Annotated in this window: 18 protein-coding genes; 7 read left to right on the top strand and 11 right to left on the bottom strand. The window is 54.0% G+C overall.

Translation table 11 applies throughout. The annotated features are described in order from the left end of the window. Positions 1-2 precede the first annotated feature (2 nt). The gene (locus tag TH19_RS17575) at positions 3-308 is read right to left on the bottom strand and encodes an STAS domain-containing protein (RefSeq protein ID WP_114103663.1); all 306 of its coding nucleotides are present in this window, start codon (positions 306-308) and stop codon (positions 3-5) included. Positions 309-476: 168 nt separating this feature from the next. Here TH19_RS17575 and TH19_RS17580 point away from each other — a divergent pair, with 168 nt between their 5' ends. Then, positions 477-2,105, top strand: coding sequence for a sigma-54-dependent transcriptional regulator (locus tag TH19_RS17580; RefSeq protein WP_114103696.1), 1,629 nt, complete (start codon positions 477-479; stop codon positions 2,103-2,105). Positions 2,106-2,125: 20 nt separating this feature from the next. On the opposite strand, the gene cobD is transcribed toward TH19_RS17580, so the two are convergent. Next, entirely contained in the window at positions 2,126-3,202 is a 1,077-nt protein-coding gene (gene cobD, locus TH19_RS17585; RefSeq protein WP_114103664.1) for a threonine-phosphate decarboxylase CobD, read from the bottom strand. Between the two features lie 56 nt (positions 3,203-3,258). On the opposite strand from cobD, the gene TH19_RS17590 reads away from it, so the two are divergent. Both TH19_RS17590 and TH19_RS17595 read left to right on the top strand, forming a co-directional pair. Beyond that, complete coding sequence (locus tag TH19_RS17590) at positions 3,259-4,221, top strand: phytanoyl-CoA dioxygenase family protein (protein ID WP_258548022.1); 963 nt, start codon at positions 3,259-3,261, stop codon at positions 4,219-4,221. Positions 4,222-4,253: 32 nt separating this feature from the next. Beyond that, positions 4,254-6,692 (top strand): hybrid sensor histidine kinase/response regulator, encoded by a 2,439-nt coding sequence (locus TH19_RS17595; RefSeq protein WP_114103665.1) that lies wholly within the window; start codon positions 4,254-4,256, stop codon positions 6,690-6,692. Between the two features lie 91 nt (positions 6,693-6,783). Here the strand turns inward: TH19_RS17595 and TH19_RS17600 are convergent, their stop codons facing one another. Next, positions 6,784-7,935 (bottom strand): M24 family metallopeptidase, encoded by a 1,152-nt coding sequence (locus TH19_RS17600; RefSeq protein ID WP_114103666.1) that lies wholly within the window; start codon positions 7,933-7,935, stop codon positions 6,784-6,786. 290 nt (positions 7,936-8,225) lie between these two features. Here TH19_RS17600 and TH19_RS17605 point away from each other — a divergent pair, with 290 nt between their 5' ends. The 3 genes from TH19_RS17605 to TH19_RS17615 all read left to right on the top strand — a co-directional run bounded on the left by TH19_RS17605 (position 8,226) and on the right by TH19_RS17615 (position 11,349). Further along, positions 8,226-8,426 carry a hypothetical protein gene (locus TH19_RS17605; protein WP_114103667.1) on the top strand — a complete coding sequence of 67 codons (201 nt, stop codon included), beginning with the start codon at positions 8,226-8,228 and terminating at the stop codon, positions 8,424-8,426. A gap of 269 nt (positions 8,427-8,695) precedes the next feature. Beyond that, the gene (locus TH19_RS17610) at positions 8,696-9,832 is read left to right on the top strand and encodes an ABC transporter substrate-binding protein (protein WP_258548023.1); all 1,137 of its coding nucleotides are present in this window, start codon (positions 8,696-8,698) and stop codon (positions 9,830-9,832) included. Positions 9,833-9,882: 50 nt separating this feature from the next. Then, entirely contained in the window at positions 9,883-11,349 is a 1,467-nt protein-coding gene (locus tag TH19_RS17615) for a GGDEF domain-containing protein (protein ID WP_114103669.1), read from the top strand. Positions 11,350-11,361: 12 nt separating this feature from the next. On the opposite strand, the gene rodA is transcribed toward TH19_RS17615, so the two are convergent. The 7 genes from rodA to TH19_RS17650 form a co-directional block, all read right to left on the bottom strand. Next, a complete protein-coding gene (gene rodA, locus TH19_RS17620; RefSeq protein WP_114103670.1) occupies positions 11,362-12,525 on the bottom strand; it encodes a rod shape-determining protein RodA in 1,164 nt (387 codons plus the stop codon). A 3-nt stretch (positions 12,526-12,528) separates the two neighbouring features. Beyond that, on the bottom strand, positions 12,529-14,415 hold the full coding sequence (gene mrdA / locus TH19_RS17625) for a penicillin-binding protein 2 (protein WP_258548024.1): 1,887 nt from the start codon (positions 14,413-14,415) through the stop codon (positions 12,529-12,531). Between the two features lie 196 nt (positions 14,416-14,611). Further along, positions 14,612-15,127, bottom strand: coding sequence for a rod shape-determining protein MreD (gene mreD, locus TH19_RS17630; RefSeq protein ID WP_114103672.1), 516 nt, complete (start codon positions 15,125-15,127; stop codon positions 14,612-14,614). Continuing rightward, a complete protein-coding gene (gene mreC, locus TH19_RS17635) occupies positions 15,124-16,095 on the bottom strand; it encodes a rod shape-determining protein MreC (RefSeq protein WP_114103673.1) in 972 nt (323 codons plus the stop codon). Before mreC ends, mreD begins: the two co-directional genes overlap by 4 nt. 123 nt (positions 16,096-16,218) lie before the next feature. Then, positions 16,219-17,259 carry a rod shape-determining protein gene (locus TH19_RS17640; protein ID WP_008892088.1) on the bottom strand — a complete coding sequence of 347 codons (1,041 nt, stop codon included), beginning with the start codon at positions 17,257-17,259 and terminating at the stop codon, positions 16,219-16,221. Positions 17,260-17,441: 182 nt separating this feature from the next. Further along, complete coding sequence (locus TH19_RS17645) at positions 17,442-18,371, bottom strand: alpha/beta hydrolase family protein (protein ID WP_114103674.1); 930 nt, start codon at positions 18,369-18,371, stop codon at positions 17,442-17,444. Positions 18,372-18,462: 91 nt separating this feature from the next. Further along, positions 18,463-19,383, bottom strand: coding sequence for an MBL fold metallo-hydrolase (locus tag TH19_RS17650; RefSeq protein WP_114103675.1), 921 nt, complete (start codon positions 19,381-19,383; stop codon positions 18,463-18,465). A 134-nt stretch (positions 19,384-19,517) separates the two neighbouring features. On the opposite strand from TH19_RS17650, the gene TH19_RS17655 reads away from it, so the two are divergent. Continuing rightward, positions 19,518-20,366 carry a LysR family transcriptional regulator gene (locus TH19_RS17655; protein WP_114103676.1) on the top strand — a complete coding sequence of 283 codons (849 nt, stop codon included), beginning with the start codon at positions 19,518-19,520 and terminating at the stop codon, positions 20,364-20,366. A gap of 85 nt (positions 20,367-20,451) precedes the next feature. On the opposite strand, the gene TH19_RS17660 is transcribed toward TH19_RS17655, so the two are convergent. After that, a complete protein-coding gene (locus tag TH19_RS17660; protein ID WP_114103677.1) occupies positions 20,452-22,002 on the bottom strand; it encodes a 2-isopropylmalate synthase in 1,551 nt (516 codons plus the stop codon). Positions 22,003-22,402 lie beyond the last annotated feature (400 nt).

Consider the following 22,402-nt stretch of genomic DNA (forward strand, 5'->3'; position numbering starts at 1 on the left):
TTTCAGTTTTCCAGTGTGAACAGAGTGTCAAAGCGGGCAACTTCAAGCATGCGTTTGACCTGACCCTGTGCGCCGCGAATAATCACAGCCATATTGGTTTTTTCACCCTCGTCACGGGCAAGCAGGAGCATGCCGAGCCCCGCTGAATCAATGAATTCCACGCCGGACAGATCCAGAACGCAGGAGCTTGATTCATGGCTTCGGATCTCTTCGATCAATTTGCGAAAACTGGAATGATCCCCAAATGTAAAACGACCGTTGAGTTGAACTGTGGTGGTCCCATTGGCGGATTCTGTATTGTAGTTCAAAGTTGGTACTCCTGACGGCGGGTAACGTCGTAAAAACTATGCCTTTTTAAACCTTACTTTGATTGTGTATGCTTTAGAAGGCCACTGCAAGAATGTTAACCGCTGTGACGATCACAGCGCGATCAGTATGCTGGGCTTTAGTGGCTATATCGGGACATGAAGCAAAAAATGCCAGAGCAGGCACGCATTGTAATTGTAGAGGATACATTATCGCTTGCGCGGGTGTATCAGGATTATCTGCGCGCTGACGGCTACCTTGTTGATCATGTGGTTACCGGTGCCGATGCGATTGATCGGCTGCGCCAGAACCCGCCAGACGCGATGATCCTTGATCTTGTTTTGCCCGATATGGATGGCCGTGACGTTCTTCGCCGTGCGGCCCATGTTTGTCCGGACTGCAAGATTGTGGTGATCACGGCCCACGGATCGGTCAATGTCGCTGTCGAGGCCATGCGCGAAGGTGCCTGGGATTTCCTGTTAAAGCCGTTCACCGCCGATAAATTGCGCGAAACCGTCAGCAAGGCATTGGCGGGTGCGCCATCCAGTTCCAATCGCGCAGGCCTGATGCCCGGCGGGGCCGATAGTGACGAAATGTATTTCGACATTATCGGCGGTTCGGAAAATATGCGCGATATTTATCGCATCATCGAGAATGCCGCGCCAAGTCGGGCCACTGTTTTTATCACCGGGGAGTCCGGTACCGGCAAGGAATTGGCCGCCGAAGCCATCCATCAACGTTCGGAACGGGCGAAGGAACCGTTTATTCCGCTGAACTGCGGGGCGATTCCAAAAGACCTGATGGAAAGCGAGATTTTCGGTCACGTCAAAGGGGCCTTTACCGGGGCGGTATCCGACCGTGAAGGTGCCGCACACCGGGCCGAGGGCGGCACGCTGTTTCTTGATGAAATCTGCGAGATGGATCTTGATCTTCAGACCAAGCTTCTGCGGTTCATTCAGACCGGTACGTTTCAGAAAGTCGGTGGCAGTTCACTTGAAACGGTTGATGTCCGGTTTGTCTGCGCGACCAACCGTGACCCGCTTGAAGAAGTGCGCGCCGGACGGTTCCGCGAAGATCTTTATTACCGCCTGCATGTTATTCCGCTGCATATGCCGCCCTTGCGCGAACGCGATAATGACATCCTGCAAATCGCGAATTTCTATCTGCAACGCTATAACCGGGAAGAAGGCCGCGATTTCGAACGGTTCAGTCCGGAAGTTTCGGCATTGTTTGCGCGCTATACCTGGCCGGGAAATATCCGCCAGCTACAAAACATCATCCGCAATATTGTTGTTCTGAATAACGGCACCGAGGTCACGCTTTCGATGGTGCCGCGTCCGGTCAATAGCGGGACAGAGGACGATCAGTTCGGTTCGGCGACCATCGAAGCGCCGCCGCCCCATCCTGTGGTTTCGCGCGAGGCCGGTGGTGCCGGTCGCCTGTGGGAAGGGGACCCCGAAGCGCTGGCATTTTTGGCCGGTGCCCGCCAGATGCGCAAGGTCGTCGAAAACCACCAGACGGAAAAGAGCAACCAGTTGGTCGGTGTCGGTCTGGCTTCGAATGATCGAGCGGGAATGAATGCCAATGGATTGAGTGGCGCTGGTTTGAGTGCCGGTGGGCTGAGTGGTGGCGGGTTGGGATATTCCGATATCCGGCCATTGTGGCAGGTCGAAAAGCAGGCAATTGAAGAGGCCATCGAACGATGCGGCGGATCAATCCCGCGTGCGGCAGATGCCCTTGGCGTCAGTCCGTCAACGATTTACCGCAAGAAGCAGTCCTGGGAAGATAACGGGCTGTAAAGCGGGGCCTACGCCAGGGATCACCATTGATCGAGTGCGGTTTCAATGCGTTGCCAATCGGTCGTGGTCCCCGGAAAGCCAAAGCGGACCTTGGTGATATCATGATCAAACAATCGGACCAGAATGCCGTGCCGTGCAAGGTGGTCGGCCAATTGTGCGCAATCCGTGCCGTCGTAATAGCGAAACAGGTCGGTTGTTCCTGATCGGGTCAGGGACGTCTTTGCGGCGATCAGATCATCAAGACGGTTGCCGTCCGCAGCGAGGCGCTGGCGGGTTTCGGTCTGCCAGGATGTATCGGAAAAAGCACGGGTCGCAATTTCGATGGTTGGGCCGGGAATGGCCCAGGGGCCGATGCGGTCAGACAGGTCGGTTGCAAGGTTTGGTGCCGTGACAAGGCAGCCCAAACGCACACCTGCCAATCCGAAAAACTTGCCAAAGGACCGCAGGATCAAGGTCCGGGGCAGGCGATAAATCATCGGACATACCGAAAAGCCCGGCTGACAATCCATAAATGCCTCGTCAACGATGAGCCAGCTGTCGGCTTGTTCGGCAAGGGCTGCCAGTTCGGCAATGTCGTCTGGTGGCAATATCCCGCCGTCGGGATTGTTCGGGTTCACGATCACCACAACCGTGCCGGGGGTAGCCGTTGCAAGGATGTCACGGGCGCGTGCTTTGCGGTTATCCGCGGCGGTTTCATGAAGTTCACAATCATGTCCCGCCCGCTGCCAGCAACGGGCATGTTCGCCATAGGTCGGGCCCATGATATGGATACCGGACAGTTCGGCATGATCGGGTAGCCAATACGGAATGGTCTGAATCAGGGCCTGCGTTCCCGGGGCGGCGACCAGATATTGCGTATCCGGCACACCGTAATATTTGCAAGCAGCGTGTTTTAGGCCATCAAGTTCGGAACTCAGAGGCAGGCGTTGCCAATGGGCGGTGGCGATTTCTGCAACCGGATAGGCGACGGGATTGATCCCGGTCGACAGATCAAGCCATCTGTGCGCGGGAATGCCATATTTGCGGGCGGCTGCATCAATCGCCCCACCATGATTGATCGGGGATGCCGGGGATGGTTGATTGATGCGAGAAGCCATTGAAAGTACCAAGCCTGTTTTTAGCGCCGAAAGGCGAATTTTAAGGACGTTTTGCCGTGATCGAAGGGCTTGCCAATGCGATCGGTGCTGCGTATCGTCCGCCCGAACTCAATACCGGACATTTGTTGATGATCACACCCCAAAACGCAATCCTGCCAACCCAGTGGCAAAACCTTAACCCGCAGCTTTCGATTTCGCCAGCATCCGGCCAATTGGCGGTGATCGATGAAATCGGTTCGGGCGAAGGCGGATTTGACGGCGGGGCATTATCGGAACGGTTCTGGGACGAGGGATATTTCCTGATCGAGGATGTCTTGCCAACGGCGGAGCTTGCCAGGCTGCGTTCCGGGATCGAGACCCTTGTTGCCAACGGTTTGCCGCCGGCGATGATTTATCTGTATGACGAGGCATGGCACGTTTTTCAGTGTCTTCGCCCGCTTCTGAGCCATTTTCTTGGCGATCGCATCGCACTGCTTCCACATTTCTGGGCCTGGCATGTTAATCCGGCAGATGGGGGACGCGGTTGGCCGCCACATCGGGATTATCAGGGGGAAAGTGCAATTGGCGATGACATGCTGATCAGCTTGTCGCTTTGGGTGCCGCTTAGTCATGCGACGCCTTACAACGGTTGCATGTACGTGTTGCCGCGTTCTTTTGAAAAGTGTTATGTTTCAGAAGTTGCTAAACCAGAAGATGTCGCCTTGCAGGATGTTCGGGCACTTCCGGCTGGACCCGGCGCAGTCATGGGATGGCGGCAGGATTTGTATCATTGGGGAAGCCGGGCAAGCAAACATGCAACCGAACCCCGGATCAGCCTGTCACTTGAATTCCAGAATGCCGCGTTTGATCCGATGGCCGAAGAGCTTTTGAGCCTTGAACATCCACCGGTATTCGAAAAGCGGTTGGCTTTGATTGCCAGCCAGTTTGAAAAGTACCGGCATATGCAGGATATCGACGCCAAAACTGTTCAGTGGGCGGCGACTGTTCTGGAGCTTTGTTCAGGAAATCGGGGCGACTAATTCCCCGATGACTATCGGGGGAAGGTCACTATATGCTCCGGTTACTTGCATATGCTGGGTTTAGCCTGCTTGTCTTCCTGACGATTACGCCGATTTTCATTTTCTATTCTTCTCTTCCGCGCGAGGTCATCGGCAACCTGAGCTATGCTGTGGTTGCCATGGTCGAGATCATTGCATTGATCACGATTGCCATCGCTTGGATGATGTTCGAGCTGAGCCGCAAGACGCAATATGCCTGTCTTGCCGTGATGATGGGTTTGGTGCTGATCGGCGATTTGCTTGGTCTTCCGCGCCTCTTCGTGCTTGACGGGGTACTGGGAAGTGAACAGGCACACGGCACGTTTACCGGGTTACTTATTCTGGTTACACGGTTCCTTGCGGTTCTTGCCCTTGTTCTGAGCTGGCATTACGCCAACAAGCATGAACAGATCTTCGCGCAGGAAAAGGTGATTGTCGCGAGTGCCATCATCTTTGTCACGGGAACCATTTCCATGGCGGTGCCGGTTTCCAATCTGCCCGATGTCGGATTTGGCATAACCCATGCGTTCGAGGATATCACAACCCTGATTCTGGTTCCCACCTTGGGCATGATGATCCTTGGGGCTAGCGGATATCTGGTGCGGTTCATTCTGAAGCGTTCAATCACCGAAGCAATGTTGTGTGGCAGTGTTCTGATCGGTGTGTTCAATCATCTGGCCCTGTTCTTTCTCGCCCCGAATGGTTCGGAACTGGCTGCGGGTTTCATCATTCCGTCGCGGGTGCTGAGTTACAGTCTGATCCTTGGATATGTGTTGCTGACGATGCGGACGCATTTCCGCCAGTCCTATTTGGCGAGTTCGGCCAAAAGCGAATTTCTGGCAACCATGAGCCACGAAATAAGAACGCCACTTAACGGCGTGCTTGGATTGGCGCAGTTACTGCGTGACAGTAAACTTGATGAAAGCCAGTTTGAACGGGTGAACGGCATTTTGTCATCGGGCCGGGCCTTGATGGCGCTGCTCAATGACATTCTTGATATGAGCAAGATCGAAGCCGGACGGGTCGATCTTGAAAGCCGGCAGTTTTATCCATCCGACATTACACATGACATCAAGTCGTTCTTCGGTTCGGTCGCCGAAGAGAAAAACCTGGGGATCATCTGCGACGATAGTGCGCTGAGTGATCTGGTCTTTACCGGGGATGAAGTGCGTCTGCGCCAGATATTCTGGAACCTGATGTCCAATGCCATGAAATTCACCGCCAAAGGCAGTGTCAGGTTCGAAGTCACGGCATTTGATGAAAAGCCGGACGATCTGGATGACATGCGGGCACTGCGTGATGATGAAACACTGTTTCATTTTGCGATTGTTGATACCGGTATCGGGATATCCGAGGAACGTTTGAAGCTGATCTTTTCGCCCTTCACCCAGGCGGATAATTCGACCATGCGGCGTTATGGCGGGACCGGGCTTGGCCTGTCGATTGCCCGCAACCTGACAGAGCTGATGGGCGGTCGAATGACCGTCGACAGCGTTGAAGGGCAGGGGACGCGCTTTAACGTCTGGTTGCCGTTCAAGACAGAAATTGTCAAAGGTCATGCCCTGAGCGTACCCGACATTCAGGGCGAAGGCACGGCAGAGCCGCTTATGGGGGCGCGGGTGCTGGTGGTTGAGGATAATGAAATCAACGCCAATGTCGTGGGCGGGATGCTTAAGCGTCACGGGGTTATTGTTACATTCACCCCGAATGGGCGGGAAGCCGTTCATGCCTATCGTGATGGTGTGTTTGATCTTGTTCTTATGGATGCGCATATGCCGGTTCTGGATGGCGAGGGTGCGACACGTCATATTCGCGAGCTTGAACGGTTTAGCGGTTCGGTACGTATACCGATTATCTGCCTGACGGCGGATGCGTTTGCGGACCGGCATCGAGACTTTTTTGCGGCCGGGATGGACGATGTTTTGACCAAGCCGGTTGATGAAAGGAAACTTTACAGTACGCTGTTAAGGTTCTTGCGGGAACGCCCGCGTTCAGTGCCCTCGGTGGGATCGATTGATATCACCGCGGAGCATTTTGAAAGACAAAGGGGGGCGGAAACGTCGGCTCCCGCGCATTTTGAAAAAGCCGGACAACAGATCGGGACAGAAGAAACGGTTATGGATTTAATTGATAAGGACCGGTTTGCAGAAGTTTGCTCTGCGCTGGGTAAAGAGCATTTTGCAACCCTGATTAACCTTCTTCCTGCATCCTATCAGGAAGAACGTGGCCGTTTGCTTGAGGCGGCCAGTAACAATGATGGCGAAGCCCTGCATCGGGCTGCGCACACCATCAAGGGCATGGCTGCGAACATGGCGGCCCTTAAACTTGCCGATGAAGCACGCAACCTTGAAGGATATAGCGGCGCGTATGGCGACGAGCTTCACGCCCGGATTGCCGAGCTTGACAAACTTGCCGAGGAAACCGTTGCCGCCATGCATGCCGAACTGAGCTGATTTTCCGCGCATTGGATTTATGATCAGGACAAAACAAAGGGCAGCACCATCGGTGCTGCCCTTGTCATATTCCGGTTTCGGTCGGGATCGATTAACGGGTAATCAGATCAAGGCTGTGGCGCGATACGCTTTCATTGCCATTTTCCGTGACAATGACAGAATGGCCCGGGCACATTGCAAGGCCACTTTCACTGTCCATAAGGATCATGTGCAGGAAGAACACCATGCCCGGTTCGGCGATGACCGGATTGTCATGGTAGAACATCGGCCAGTCCATCCAGTTCGGCGCAAAGGTCGTGCCCATGGAATAACCGCAGGCATTTAACCGGTGGGCCTTCATCCCGGCCTGATCGCAGGTCTTGGCATAGGCATCAAAGACCTTGCCAATCGGCTCACCCGGACGAAGGGCATCGCGGCAGGCAACCAGTGCGTCGGTTGCGACCTTGTGCATTTCGATGTGACGGGGCAGGGCGGCACCGACCGGGATTGTGCGCATCATGGCCGCGTGATAGTGGCGATATGCACCGGCCCATTCCAGGGTGATCTGATCGGTTTGGGCGATATGTTTGCGACCGGTGAAGTAGCGGCACAACAAGGCATCACGACCGGCACCAATGATGAATTCATTGCCCGGATAGTCGCCACCACCCGAGAAAATGGCACCCTGCATCGCGGCAAGAATGTCACCTTCGAAGGCACCGGCATGAACCGTATCAAGGGCAGCATCCCAGGCATCATCAGCCAGCTCGGCAGCTTTGCGGATATAATCAAGTTCGGCAGCACTTTTGACGACGCGCAGTTCGGAAACCAGACCCGAAGCATCTTCAAGCGAACAGAAACCATCCAGCGCGGTTTCAAGCTTCTTGCCGTTTGCGGCAGTCAGGCCATAAGCCTCGTACTCGACGCCGAGTTTTTTACCCGAACAGCCGAACTCGGCCAGCATATCCTTTAACTGGAAGGCCGGATTGACATTCGGACCATCAACCCAGATGCGGATGTCTTCGATATCGGATGTGTGCTGTGCCTGACGCAGGTCGGGGGCGCGGGTGATCAGTGCAACACGGCCATCGGTGCCAAGATACAGGCACTGGAAAAAGACATACCCGAACGTGTCATAGCCGGTCAGGTAGAACATGCTTTCCTGACGGAACATCAGAAGTCCATCGAGACCCGCCTTTTCAAGTTTTTCAATGGTTCGCGCCCGGCGGGTGGCGAGTTCCTGACGTTCGAAATGCAATGCCATTTTGGGTTTCCCTGATGTGTGTTTTGCCGGGATGCTAACAGAGAATTTTCACGGCAAATAGCAGAAAGAACATTTCAACGGCAAATTGATGATAAAGTGTGATTGTTGGGGTTGAGTACCGAAATTTTTTTCCTTTGCTATCAGGTATTTCCCTGCGATCTGGTGTGAAATTGCCGGGATGGGATAGAAATCCATGCAAACTCCCCTAAATGAAATGTGACGGCACTATTACAGTCGGGGGAGAGGAAAGTGCCGGGATCGCTTGTGACCGTCCCATAAAGGAGGCAAGAGTGGCGAGCTTGAAAAAACTCTCTGGCAAGTCAGAACAGGAAACGCCCACGTTTCGCGCATATCGTAAACCGGACTTCAACAAATGGCGCCGGGATGACCTTTATCACCTTGCTCAGCAGCAGGGGATTGAAGATCGTGCCAATATGTCAAACGAGGAACTTGCGCACGCCTTGAGCCGTGTGCAATCCGGTGCCCCGTAAACGTTCCCGAATTTGAATATTCCCGGATGCTTCACACTTGGCGGATGAGATGATATCTCATCCGCGTGGTTGTGTCGTGTCTGCTCTGTGCAACTAAATCATTGCAATAATGTGATTTCCGACGAATTGTGGGACGAACTTTATTATATTTCGTCTTATCTAATATATTGTGTCCGGACCAATTGACCTTTGACGGGAATGTAACTATACGACCGTATGGCCCGTAAGGGAGGTCCAGATTCTGAGTAGCAGTTCGTCGGGGATGGGAATTGTCTAGGTTTTTGCCGTGTCTGTCTGTTCTTGGTCTGCTTGTTGTTATGACGATGCCGCTTTCGGCTTTGGCACAACACGAAGTTGATCACCCAGACCGCATTCGTGTGGCCTTTATCAATCCGGGATATGGTGATCGCGGTTTCTGGAAAGACGTCCGCGATACCATGCAGGCGGCGGCAGATCAGTTTGGCTATGACCTGATTGTCTTTGACAGTGACCGTGATTGGCAGAAAATGGCCAATAGCGCGGCCGAGGCCTTTGCGCTTGATCCGGCACCTGATTTCATTATCGCTGTTAACGAGCATCAGCAAGGCACCCGGATTGTTCTTGAGGCTGAAAGGCGTGGCATTCCTGTGATCATGTTGCTGAATGATCTGACGCAGGAACAGAAAGACGCATATGGACGTCCGCGCAAAGATATCAAGAACTGGATCCTGACCCTGACGCCGGACAACGAGCGTGCCGGCTATGACATTGCCACATCGCTGATAGATGGCGCACGGTTGGCAAACGCCGACAAACTGCCAAAAAAAATGTGCCTGTTATCGATTGCAGGGGACCGGAAAACGCCGGCATCGCTTGAACGCCTTGACGGACTTGATCATGCGCTGAGCAAGTTTCCGATCCTTGAAGAACAACGTCGGCTTGTCGCCAACTGGTCCTATGACGAAGCATATCGTCAAACCGAGGCCTGGCTTAAGCGTGGGGGATGCGTTGATGCAGTTTGGGCGGCAAACGACAATATTGCACTTGGTGCGATTGCCGCTTTGAAAGATGCAGGGCGGGTTCCCGGAAAAGATGTTTTCGTTGGCGGACTGAACTGGTCAAAGGACGGTCTGGACGCGGTGGCGCAAGGTGCGATGACACTGACCCATGGCGGGCATTTCTTTGCCGGGGCGTGGGTGATGGTTCTTTTGCACGATTACATCAGCGGCGTTGAAATCCTGAAGGAAAATCCCGAAGTTACATTCAGGATGGAAGCTGTCACACAGGAAAATTTGTCAGGTCTTGGTGATGTGTTGTCGACAAGAGAATGGAATCGAATAGATTTTTCCCGGTTTAGTCTTGTAAATTCGCCGTCAGGGGCAGAGTATCATTTCGGGCTTTTGTCGCATGACAATGACGCTAAATAATGAAAATTGCCCGTAGATTCAGGACCCTGAGTAAGAAGAGGTAAGCTGGCTTGGCAAAGCAGCCGGACGATAAGCACGATGATGCGCTGGCCAGCTTGAGACTGGGAAGTACGATTGCTGCACGGCAGCTTAAGTATTCTCTTCTCCTTTCCGTATTTTTAGGGCTGTTGATCGTCGCATTTCGTGGATATCACGATTATCAGTGGCTTAAGGAAATATATCAGCAAGCCAATCAGCGTGTGACCACGTCGAACGTTCCCGTGGCCGTGCAGGTTTTATTAAGGCATGACCGTGAACTTGCCGAGGTGATGGTACGCGGAATGCTGAACCAGCGATCGATCCAGAGCGTTATGCTGACGACTGCCGAAGATGGCATTTTCTTTGAACAGCGTCGAGCTGCGGGTGAGATACCCAGTAGTCGATGGGCCGAAACAATGTTTGGCGGGTTACAAACCATTGTAATACCGGTCCGGGACCCGCATCAGAAGCCGGTCACGACGATCGGCGAAATGGTCATCGAATTTAATCCGCAAGTCTATGTTTCTGCCTTTACGTCCCGGCTTTCATGGTCATTGTTGGCGACCATGGTCATGGCCGTGTCGATGGCGTTCCTGTTTGCGGGCATGAGTTATTATATCTTTTCGCGTCCGTTGGTCCGGTTGGGGAGTTATCTGATCAAATCGGACCCGACCGATGAAAGTCGGCCGCTTGAAATGCCTCCGCATCATCGACATGACGATGAGATCCAGTTGCTGGGTTCGGTGACGGTCGGATTGTTTGGCATGATCAGAGGGCAGCTTGGTCAGTTGCGCAAAGCGCGTGACGAGCTGATGGATGCCAATGTCAACCTTGAAGCCAGGGTTGCTGCAAGAACCGACGAGTTAAAAGAAGCAATGCAGAAACTTGAAGTTCTGGCTTCTACGGACCCGTTGACCGGATTGCCAAACCGTCGTTCATATCTTGCACGTTTTGATGAAGCCATTTCGGTATGGCGTCGTCGCGATACGCCAGTATCGATCATTCTGCTCGATATTGACCGGTTCAAGGCGTTCAATGATACCTATGGGCATCAGGCAGGGGATGCGGTTCTTGTTGAACTGGGGCGGATCATGCGCGCGACATTGCGCGAAATCGATCTTCCGGCTCGTATGGGCGGTGAAGAGTTTGCAGTGTTGCTTCCAGGGGAAGAATTGGCTGGCGCACTTAAACTGGCGGAACGCCTGCGTGTGGCATTTGAACGGGCCAGTGTTTCCTTTGGTGGTAGTGTCTTGTCATTTACTGCAAGCTTCGGGATCGCAGGGTTGCCGTCGGAAGGGCAGTTAAAGACCTTTGACAAGGATGCCTCTGCCCATATCGAGGCAATGAAATCCTGGGAAACCGGCGATATTTCGAATTTGATGTATTCGATGGTCGATAGTGCGCTGTATCAGGCCAAAGAAAAGGGGCGTAATCGCTGTGAACAATGCGACTACACCCAGCTTCCAGAGCATTCAAACGCCTTTCCATTCGACGCCTGATCGACTTGCAGCTTAGTTCCGCCCGTCGTCATTGCCTTGACGGGAAATGCGGATGTCGCGATGGATCGAAACACTCATCAACAGGCCAAAACTGACCAGAATGGTCATCATCACCGTACCGCCATATGACACCAGCGGAAGCGGAACGCCCACGACCGGGATCAGGCCCATCACCATTGCGATATTGATGAACACATAAAGGAAGAAGGTTGAGGTCACGCCAATCGCGACCATCCGTCCAAACTGGTTGCGGCACCGAAGGGCAATGACATAGCCATAGGTGATGACCAGTGCATAAAGGGCCAGCAAGGCAAGCCCGCCGACCAGACCGAATTCCTCGCCAAGCATGGTAAAGATAAAGTCAGTCTGCTTTTCGGGCAGGAAGTTCAGATGGCTTTGCGAGCCCAGCATGAAGCCCTTGCCAAACAGTCCGCCTGATCCCAGTGCGATCTTTGACTGCGTAATATGATAGCCAGCGCCAAGCGGATCGTTTTCCGGGTTGAGGAAGGTCAGGACACGGTTTTTCTGATAATCGCGCAGGAACTGCCAACCGATTGGAATGGCTGCCAGTGCACTACCCAGGATCAATCCGAATTTCCACATGCGGACACCGGCCAGCCAGAAAATGACACCGCCACCGGCAATAAGAAGAAGGGCGGTACCCAAATCCGGCTGGCGCAAAACCAGTGCAGCCGGTGCCAGAACCATCAAAAGCGGCGGGATCAAAAGAGGAATGCGACCGGTATCCTCGACGGTCAAACCATGGAAATAGCGGGCAAGCGCCAGAACCAACGAGATTTTCATGAGTTCGGATGGTTGTAGCTGGAAGAAGCCCAGATTGATCCAGCGCTGCGCGCCCATGCCGATGTCGCCCTTGATTTCAACGCCGATCAGCAGAACCAGGGCGACGAAATAGGAAAAATAGGCAAGCTTCAACCAAATCCGGATATCGGTAATAGCAATAATAATCATCAGAGCCGCACCAACCGCAAAACGCATCATCTGGCGTTCTGCCCATGGCTGGAACGATCCATTGGCCGCAGAATAGAGCATGGCGAAACCGATGCCCGACAGAACAGCAATCAGCAGCACCAGCGTCCAGTTCAACAACAAAAGACGACGTCCGATTGGAACGTAATCGGGATCTTCACCAATGCGGTATTTGCTCATGGCCATTGGTTAGCCCTCATTCTCGTTGTTGTTGCCCGATGTCGGGCGCAGGTGGGCGCTGTTGGGAAGGTTTGCAGCCGATATCCCCTGACGCGCAGATTGCAGTTCCTGTGCCTTTTGCAAAAGATCACGGACAATCGGTCCGGCAACGCTTGAACCGCCGCCGCCATGTTCGACAACGACAGCACAGGCATAGCGCGGGTTCTCAACCGGGGCAAAGGCGACAAACAGGGCATGGTCACGATATTTCCACGGCAATTCATCGTTGCCGATAACGCCCGTGGTCTGGCGTTCGCGCATGGTGATACGGCGAACCTGACTGGTGCCACTTTTACCAGCCATTTCCATGCCCTTGATCTTGATGCGCGATCCGTAACCTGTGCCGCGTATTTCGTTGGTAACACCGTTCATGCTGTCGCGGATGCGGGCGAGATTGGCGCGGCTGACCTGAAGTTCCGGGAATTCTTCGGCTTCGCGGCTTGTCACACCTTCAGGGGTAACATGATCGCGTGTCAGATGCGGGCGGACTGCCTTGCCCGATGCAAGTCGTGCCGTCATGGTGCAAAGCTGAAGCGGGGTTGAAAGAACATAACCCTGACCGATGGAGGCAATCAGGGTTTCACCACCCTGCCAACGTTTGCCAAGCTGGATTTCTTTCCAGTCCTTGGTCGGAATCAGGCCGCTGCGTTCATTGGGAAGATCAATGCCGGTATCTTCACCAAGGCCAAGCTTGTGTGCCATCGCGGCAATGCGGTCGATCCCGATTTTCTGGGAAATCTCGTAATAATAGACGTCACAGGAATGCTTGAGCGAGTCATGCATGTCCACCCAGCCATGACCGCCGCGCTTCCAGCAATGGAAACGGGCATTGCCCAGATCAAGATGACCGTTGCAGAAGAATTTCTGGTTCGGCGTGATGATCCCGGCTTCAAGTCCGGCCAACGCCACACACATCTTGAAGGTCGAACCCGGTGCATATGTGCCGTTCACGGCCTTGTTGGATAGCGGCGCATACGGGTTGTTGACCAGATTGTTCCAAAGCTTGTGCGAAATGCCATTGGTAAAGGCATTCGGGTCATAGGTCGGGTGTGATGACAGTGCAAGCACTTCGCCGTTATGGATATCCATGACCACGGCCGATGCGCTTTCCTGACCCGACAGGCGCTGATTGGCAAAGCGCTGCAAGTCGAGATCAAGAGTCATGACGACTGTATTGCCGCTTTCGCCTTCTTCGCGTTCAAGTTCGCGAATGACACGGCCAAGGGCATTAACCTCAACCTGGCTGGTGCCAGCTGTCCCGCGGAGCGCCAGGTCATAGACTTTTTCAACGCCGCTTTTGCCGATGGTGAAGCCCGGCAGTTCAAGCAACGGATCGCCTGTCAGTTCCTTTTCGGAAACGGCGGCAACATAACCAAGCGTGTGGGCAAGGTGCGGGCCTTCGGGATAGTCACGTGATCGACCGGCATCAATGATCAGGCCGGGCAGGTCGGGCGCATTGACCCCGACACGGGCAACTTCGTCCCAGGTCAGGTTGTCACGCACGGTTACCGGAACAAAGGACCGACGGCGCGACACATCGCGTTCGACCCGTTCAATGGTGTCAGGGCCAAGTTCAATGATCTGGTCAAGGATTTCAAGGGTGCGGCGGACATCGGGTGTCTGTTCACGCACGATCATGATGTGATAGTTCTGGCGATTGACGGCCAGCGGTGCGCCAAAGCGGTCAGTCACCAGCCCGCGCGGTGGCGGCAACAGCCGGTGCGAAATACGGTTTTCGTCAGCCAGCGTACGATAGCGATCACTTTCCAGAACTTGCAGGTAATACATCCTTGCCGCCAGACCGGTCAGCAAAACACCCTTGCCAGCGCCCAGCATAAGGGCGCGTCGGGTGAACATTCTGAACCTGTCTGAGTCGCGATGCCACATGGGCGGGAATACCTGTCTTATCTAGGCGAAAGATGATCGTTCAAAACGGCGGAATTTGGCCTGTTTTACCTTTGTTGATCCAGCTTGGGAACCACCATGTTCAAGCATATCTGATCGCGGTTTCCAAAACATCAATTTTGGGCAAAATCTGATGCCAAATACCGCGTCAGACATAGCGCAAAAGCGTGTTCTGGGCGCGGGCAAGCACCCAGGCCACGATGGGGAACAGAACCGCGGTCAGTACATAACTGATCATGGTTGCCTTGATCGGCAACAATGCCCCGATCAGTGCCGAGCTCAGAAGCCATTGAAGCAAAAGGGCCGGAATGGCCACCAGTGCAAATCCCCACCACATGACGCTGAAGGGTTTGTTATGGAAAAAGCGTCCCTGGCTTGCCGATCCGGTTTGAACCAGAAGCAGCACCAGCGAACTTACCCCCAATGGCAAACCCATCAAAAGATCCTGAAGCAGGCCAAGGAAAAACGCGGTGACAGCAGTCAAAAGATCGGGACGGTTCACTGCCCAATAGAACACAGCCATCAAAGCCAGTGCAGGTGAAGCCGTTGATAACAGTGGAACACTGACCGGAAGCAAGTTGATCAGCAGAAGGACGAAAACACTGAAAGCAGGGAAAAGGCCGCGTGCAATAACGTCCAGTCTTTGCCAGACGCCGGGTTTCACGGATTTGCCCCTGTTGAAGGCTTTTCCGGGGGCGCAGGCACGACACCGACACCCGTCGGGATTTCCGGAGCAAGCATCGTGTCATTGGTGTTGACCGGTGCCTGGCTTTCGAGAATGCGCTTGTCGCTCAGAATGCCTTGCAGGCCATAGTCGGCAACACGCAGATATTCAAGCTGATGACGTCGGAATAGCGGGGCGACACGGACCGAGTTTTCAGAAACCGATGATACGACACCAATCGGAATGCCCGGCGGGAAGGCGCCACCGTGACCGGATGTCAAAATACGGTCACCCGGTGCAACAGCGGCATCGGCTGTCAGAAACGTCAGAAGCGGGCGGTTGGTATTGTCGCCCGAGAGAAATGCGCGATCACGGGAGTTTTCAACAATGACCGGTACGCGAGAGTTAATGTCGGTGATCAGAAGAACACGCGACGCCTGATACCCGGCCTCGGCCACACGTCCGACCAGACCTTCCTCGGAAATAACAGCCTGACCTTTGGCAACGCCATCTCGCGATCCAGCCGAAATCATCACACTGTGCGCATAGGCGCCACCCATGTCGGCAATCACGCGCGATGTGACAAGATGCAGTGCAGGCGGTGTGGTGTATCGGGCAAGTTCACGCAGGCGGTTATTTTCATGTGACAAGTTGCGTGCCGCTTGCTGCCAAGCCAGCAATTGCTGATTTTCTTGGCGCAGGCGTTCGTTTTCCTCGTACAGATGCGCGAGGTTGTAAACCTTGTCGGTTAGTTCATTGATGCTGGCAGCGGGGCGGGAGACGATATTCATGACCGGAGACACAAGGTCGGCAGATGCAGCACGGATACGTTCGATAAGTACCGTGTCAGCCTTGCCAAGAAGCATCAATCCGAAGGCCGAAAAGATCAGCAAGATGAACGCGAAGCGGTGAAGCGCCGTGCGTAACGGCGAAAAGATTCGCTGCTGCGGACCGCCATGCTGTGCCAATGTATTCCCCGCGATTACCCAAAAGACTGTTTCGTATCCCGAGCGGGATATTCAACCATAACGAAATCACCGAGTCGCGTCCAGTACGGATACGACCCGGTGATGATATTTATCGTCAGATTCTTAGTATGCTGTGTGCAGAACGTTGCGGAGCATCTTTTTCTCTTCGAGTGCGCGACCGGTACCCAGTGCAACACAGGAAAGAGGATCATCTGCGATCGAGACCGGAAGGCCGGTTGCATGGCGCAGAACATAATCCAGATTGCCAAGCATCGCGCCACCACCGGTCAGGACAATGCCCTTGTCAACGATGTCGGCTGCCAGTTCCGGCGGGGTCTGTTCAAGCGCAACCTTGACCGCTTCGATAATTGCCGAAACCGGTTCGGCAAGACTTTCCGCGATCTGGCGTTCCGAGATCAGGAGTTCCTTCGGAACACCGTTCATCAGGTCACGGCCACGGATTTCAACAGTTGCACCATCGCCATCATCAGGCGCACAGGCAGAACCGATTTCCTTCTTGATACGTTCAGCAGTGCTTTCGCCGACCAGAAGGTTATGGGTACGACGGATGTAAGCAATGATTGCTTCGTCCATCTTGTCACCGCCAACGCGAACCGAACGTGCATAGACGATACCGCCCAGCGACAGAACGGCAACCTCGGTGGTGCCACCGCCGATATCAACAACCATCGAGCCGGTCGGCTCGGTCACCGGAAGACCGGCACCGATTGCAGCGGCCATCGGTTCGTCAATCAGCCAGACCTTGCGGGCACCAGCACTTTCAGCACTTTCCTGAATGGCGCGGCGCTCAACTGCGGTCGACCCGGACGGTACGCAAATGATGACTTCCGGGCTGGCAAAGTTGCGACGGTTGTGAACCTTGCGGATGAAGTGCTTGATCATTTCTTCGGCGATGTGGAATTCCGCAATAACGCCGTCACGCAGCGGGCGGATCGCCTGAATGTACCCCGGGGTACGGCCGAGCATCTGCTTGGCTTCTTCACCAACTGCAAGGACCTGCTTTTTGCCTTTTTCGTCGGTAATGGCCACCACGGATGGTTCGTTCAGGACGATCCCGCGTCCCTTGACGTAAACCAGTGTGTTCGCGGTGCCCAAATCCACCGCCATGTCGGAGGATAAAACCCCAAGAAGCTTGGAAAACATTCCTGCCCTATGCCCCGGTTAATAGTAAAATCTTGAATGCGAATGTACCGGCTTTGATAGCGCAAGGTTTAAGCCGATGCACGAATAATCTGCGCAGGGGATTGAGGAATAATTAAGGCGCGCAAATTTCCTGAAATCAGGGTGGAAAAACATGATCAGGAATATGGTCTTGGCGGATAAATTCAATTTTTGCTGTTTTGGGGTGAAATACCGTTTTGGGACAGGAATTCTGTCACAATATTGGCGACTTTCGGGCTGGTCTCTATTGGAAGCTCTGTACGAGTCGCTTGTTTTTCAAACGTTTCTCCATTTTCAAGCATCTCGAACCGGACCGATGCACGCGCAGGTGTCAGGTCACGATCCATTCGCCATTTGCACCAGGAAGGCGGATTGAACGGGTCGTTTTTTACCCCGATCAAAAGACTGGGAACAAAATTGTTCATTTCCGACATGCATTGCGGACGCAAACCGACAAGGGCCCGAAAACGTCGATTGTAATGTTTGGCATGTCCTTCGCGATAGATCGCAAGCTGGGCGGCACCACCGCCATATCCATATCCGACAATGGCAATTCGTTCGGGATCAATTCCGGGCTGCTTGGCAAGATAATCAAGCGCACTGAGCGCATCAAACGCCCAGTAGGTCAGACCATGTTTCGGATTTCCAAGCGATCCTTCGCTGCAATAAACCTGTGACGGGTGGGCCTGGTTTGGTGAAATGACAAGGACACCAGTCCCTTGTTCCTGAAAAAGCGTGATCCAGTGTGCGGGGAAATGGTCATCGCAATCGGGAAGAACAACAATCGCGGGATGCCCATCCGGTTGATCCGTAGGCATGTCTTTGACTGGGGCGTAATAGGTGCCCGGGATGTCTAGTTGCAGGCTTTCATCCACGGCGGGTATCGATTTGCCCATGGCGGTCAGTCTTTGGCGAAGTCCACTGACCGGATATGGAAGGGCCGGGATCGTAACCGAAATCGCCGTTGGGGCTTTTGCTGTCGCCTGTGCGGCTGCCTTTGTTGGCGAAGCAGCGATACCGACAAGCAGTCCAAGCATTAACCCGGCAATCATGAAAATTGATGCGGCACGTTCCGGCGCGTTTGGTCCAGTCATGGTCAAACCCCTTTCGCGAATGTCGTCAATCCTATCACATCGGGCGGGATTGGGCTATTTACGCGAAAGGGGTGGATATTGCGGCAAAAGGTTAGCTGTACCGAATGGTGCTGCCCTCGGCGATCAGATCAATCCTGTTTCGGGCAAAGTCGGCCTGTTCGATCAGGCGTGAAACCGGTTCAAGATAAAGCGGCAGGGTGGAATGGTGGATCGGCAAGATGTTTGGATGGTCAAGCTTTGCCGACAGATCAAGAACCTGTTCTGCCCCCATGCTGATCAAACCCAGCGGCCCGGTCGTACCAACTGCGCCCATATGCGGGATGACGATATCGGGTCGACCGATGTTGCGCACGGCATTCATCACGGTGTCAGTCGCAAAGGTATCGCCGGTCCAATAGACATCCTTTTGCCAGTTGCCACTTTCAAAGCGCAACCAATAGCCATTCCCTTTGCCGAGCATCGCATTGACTTGCGGATTGACCGAATGATGGGCCGGAATTGCAGTAAGGGTGATCTTGCCATTTGGTGTTGTGATCGATTTGCTATCCCCCCAATCCAGCGGTGTCTGGTTTGAGAACCCCTTGGAAGCAAGTTTGGCTGCGTCGGCAGAGGGAACAATCGTTGGCAGGGTTTTGGGCAGGGTTGCTTCGGCCTTTTGATCAAAATGGTCTTCATGCAGATGACTGAGCATCATCAAATCAATTGATGAAAGATCAATGCCGGGAAAAACCGTGGTGCGCGCATGGTAACGTGCCGTCGGCCCGGTTTTGAGGTCAAACATCGCATTGGGATCGGCCATGAAATAGGTTTCCTTGCCCTCGCCAAAGATCGGATCGGTCAGAATGGTGAAGCCATCAAAGGCGATCAGCATGGTTGCCGCGCCCAGCCATGAGATTTCGAGTGCGGGAGTATCTGTTCCCGCGGTGGCGTTGGCGGCATTTACACTATGGGCAATCGTTGCTGCGGCAGCAATGCCGCCAAGACCGGAACGCATAAAGTCACGTCTGTTCATCAGAAACCTCGTTGGATCAAATCAGATAATGACCAACATTAGGCGCGACTGGATCGTTCGATAAAGATGGATAAAATTGAACATATAAACCGAAATATATGGACAATTTTGTTGTTTTCCGGTGATATGACCGGATGAACTTTGCACAGATTGAAACCTTTATCGAGGTTGCCGATGCCGGCAGCTTTTCCGGGGCGGCACGGCGATTGTCGGTGCCGCGATCAACTGTGACGGCACGGATTGCCGCCCTTGAAGATCATCTGGCGACAAGGTTGCTGCATCGGACCACGCGGCAGGTGTCGCTTACCGATGACGGGCAGCGCTATCTTGAACATTGCCGAAATGCCTTGGCCCTGTTGCAGGAAGGCGAAGCCGATCTTGCGCAACATGGCGCGCCATCAGGTCAAATCCGCATTTCAGTGCCGGTTGACTATCCCAAAGGACTTCTGGCCGAACAGATCACGTCATTTCGCGCCACTTACCCCGATGTGCGGTTTGTGGTGGATGTCAGTGATCATACTGTTGATCTTGTCGCCGAGAATTATGATCTGGCGTTGCGTGGGCGTCATCCGGGCCGGGACGGATTGATCGCACGACGTTTGCGGTTTGAACCCATGGGCCTGTTTGCACGTCCCGGATTATTCAAATCCGATATCTGGCGGGCCGGGTCAAAGCCGGTTGTGCCCGTTCTTGATCATGCCCATGTGCTGCAATCGGGAAGCAGCCCTGATCTGGAATTACCGGAACCGCCTATTCGAACCGGCAATTTTGAACTGGCGCGAAGCCTGGCCGCACAGGGCGAATTGGCCGCGATCCTTCCGATCAGTGGCTGTGCCGATGATGTGGCAAGGGGCAGGCTGGTTCAGATCAAATGCCCGATCGAGCTTGAAGCACTTGCACTTTATATCGTTATGCCCAGCCGCCGACAGCTTCCCAAGCGGGTCAGACTTTTTGTCGATCATCTGGTGGCGCAGTTCCAATAAGCGTTACGGGGCAGTATCAAAAGCCAGAAACAGAAAAGGGCGATCCGAAGATCGCCCTTTTTGCTGAGAAGCTTAAGAAACCCGATCAGGATGCCATGGCGTCCGGTGCGGTTTTCTTGCTTTTCTCGATCAGTTTGTTCACCGCGGTGACATAGGCCATGCAGGATGCGACAACGGTGTCGGTGTCCGATGCATTGCCAACCACAGTGCGGTCTTCGCCATCGAGTTTAACCGTCACGGTGCCCTGGGCGTCGGTGCCCTCGGTCACGGCATGAACCTGATAGAGTTTCAGGCGCCAGTCGTGCGGATAGATTTCCTTGATCGCGTTGAAGGTCGCGTCAATCGGACCGTCACCAGTGGTTTTGGCCGTGCGGACTTCGCCATCAACACTCAGTTCCAGTTCTGCGGTCTGCGGACCTTTGGAGCCACAGGTCACAGTCAGGCCGACGAATTTGATATGTTCGTTGTCACGCATGCCGTCATCGACCAGTGCGACGATATCGTCGTCATAGACTTCTTTTTTCTTGTCAGCCAGATCCTTGAAGCGGGCGAATGCATCTTCGATGGCGTTATCGCCCAGATCGGCAAAGCCCAATTCCTTGAGCTTTTCACGGAAGGCGTGGCGACCGGAATGCTTGCCCATGACCAGGCTTGATTTGTTCAGGCCAATCGATTCCGGCTTCATGATTTCATAGGTTTCGGAATTCTTCAGGAAGCCGTCCTGATGGATGCCGCTTTCATGGGCGAAGGCGTTGGCGCCAACGATTGCCTTGTTCGGCTGTACGACAAAGCCCGAAACGGCCGAAACCAGACGCGATGCATTCATGATCTTGGTGGTGTCGATGCCGGTAGTGAAGGGGAAGGCATCGTTACGGGTATTGATTGCCATAACGATTTCTTCGAGTGCGGCGTTACCGGCACGTTCGCCCAAGCCGTTGATCGTGCATTCGATCTGACGGGCACCGGCATTGACCGCCGAGATTGAGTTGGCAACCGCCATACCCAGATCGTTGTGGCAGTGAACCGACAGGATTGCCTTGTCGATGTTCGGAACCCGATTAAACAGCATGGTCATCAATGCGGCATATTCGTTCGGTGTGGTGTAACCCACGGTGTCCGGGATGTTAATGGTGGTGGCACCGGCATTGATGGCGGCCTCTACGCAACGGCACAGGAAGTCATGTTCGGTACGCGAGCCGTCTTCGGCCGACCATTCAACATCGTCGGTGAATTTGCGCGCCAGGGTCACGCTGTCGATGACTTTTTCCAGAACGCGTTCCGGCTCCATCTGCAATTTGTATTTCATATGCAGCGGGCTTGTGGAGATGAAGGTATGGATACGCTTGTTTTCAGCCGGTTCCAATGCCTCGGCAGCACGTTCAATATCGCCCTTGGCAGCGCGGGCCAACGAACAGATGGTCGGGCCTTTGATCTGTTTGGCGATTTCATTGACGGACTGGAAGTCGCCATTGGATGCGATGGCAAAGCCCGCCTCGATGACATCGACCTTCATTTCCGCCAGGGCATGCGCCACGCGCAGTTTTTCATCGAGCGTCATCGAAGCACCCGGGGACTGTTCCCCATCACGCAGGGTGGTGTCGAAAATGATGACGCGATTGTCGTTTGCACTAGCCATTATCTTGTTTCCTGATCAAACGGGCCTTGCCCGGTATTAATTTCTGTCTGGAAGGAGTGCGGGCCGTCTGGCGCGACTTTTATTCCCCTGAGCTGCGGCAAATGGATCGACAAAATGTCCTTTGATCCGGGCCGTCATGTTTCGCTCAGGGGCGCGTAAGTCGTAGCGAGCCTAGGGCTGCAAGACCAAGTAGACCGAGTAGAAGGTTAAGTGCAGACAAGGCGACGCCACCGAAAGCATTTGCTTCGGAGCGTTCGGCATATGCATCAATGTTGCAAATGTCTGCGGTCATCGGTCTTCATCAATTGGCTTGGGCCAGTCATCGCTGGCGGTGACCCCAATTTCGTCGGACGACCCGTCGGGGTCAAGTAATTTTTGTTCCTTTTGACTTCTTTTTGGG

The organism is Thalassospira profundimaris (assembly GCF_003326675.1).
In the GTDB taxonomy this organism is placed as follows: Bacteria; Pseudomonadota; Alphaproteobacteria; order Rhodospirillales; family Thalassospiraceae; genus Thalassospira; species Thalassospira aquimaris.

Bases quoted from the DNA above. Each gene is read 5' to 3' on its own strand.
- rodA (WP_114103670.1), bottom strand. From the start codon at position 12,525: ATGGCCATGAGCAAATACCGCATTGGTGAAGATCCCGATTACGTTCCA.
- mrdA (WP_258548024.1), bottom strand. From the start codon at position 14,415: ATGTTCACCCGACGCGCCCTTATGCTGGGCGCTGGCAAGGGTGTTTTG.
- TH19_RS17660 (WP_114103677.1), bottom strand. From the start codon at position 22,002: ATGGCTAGTGCAAACGACAATCGCGTCATCATTTTCGACACCACCCTG.
- TH19_RS17580 (WP_114103696.1), top strand. From the start codon at position 477: ATGCCAGAGCAGGCACGCATTGTAATTGTAGAGGATACATTATCGCTT.
- TH19_RS17640 (WP_008892088.1), bottom strand. From the start codon at position 17,259: ATGTTTTCCAAGCTTCTTGGGGTTTTATCCTCCGACATGGCGGTGGAT.
- TH19_RS17595 (WP_114103665.1), top strand. From the start codon at position 4,254: ATGCTCCGGTTACTTGCATATGCTGGGTTTAGCCTGCTTGTCTTCCTG.
- TH19_RS17655 (WP_114103676.1), top strand. From the start codon at position 19,518: ATGAACTTTGCACAGATTGAAACCTTTATCGAGGTTGCCGATGCCGGC.
- cobD (WP_114103664.1), bottom strand. From the start codon at position 3,202: ATGGCTTCTCGCATCAATCAACCATCCCCGGCATCCCCGATCAATCAT.
- TH19_RS17650 (WP_114103675.1), bottom strand. From the start codon at position 19,383: ATGAACAGACGTGACTTTATGCGTTCCGGTCTTGGCGGCATTGCTGCC.
- TH19_RS17600 (WP_114103666.1), bottom strand. From the start codon at position 7,935: ATGGCATTGCATTTCGAACGTCAGGAACTCGCCACCCGCCGGGCGCGA.
- TH19_RS17645 (WP_114103674.1), bottom strand. From the start codon at position 18,371: ATGACTGGACCAAACGCGCCGGAACGTGCCGCATCAATTTTCATGATT.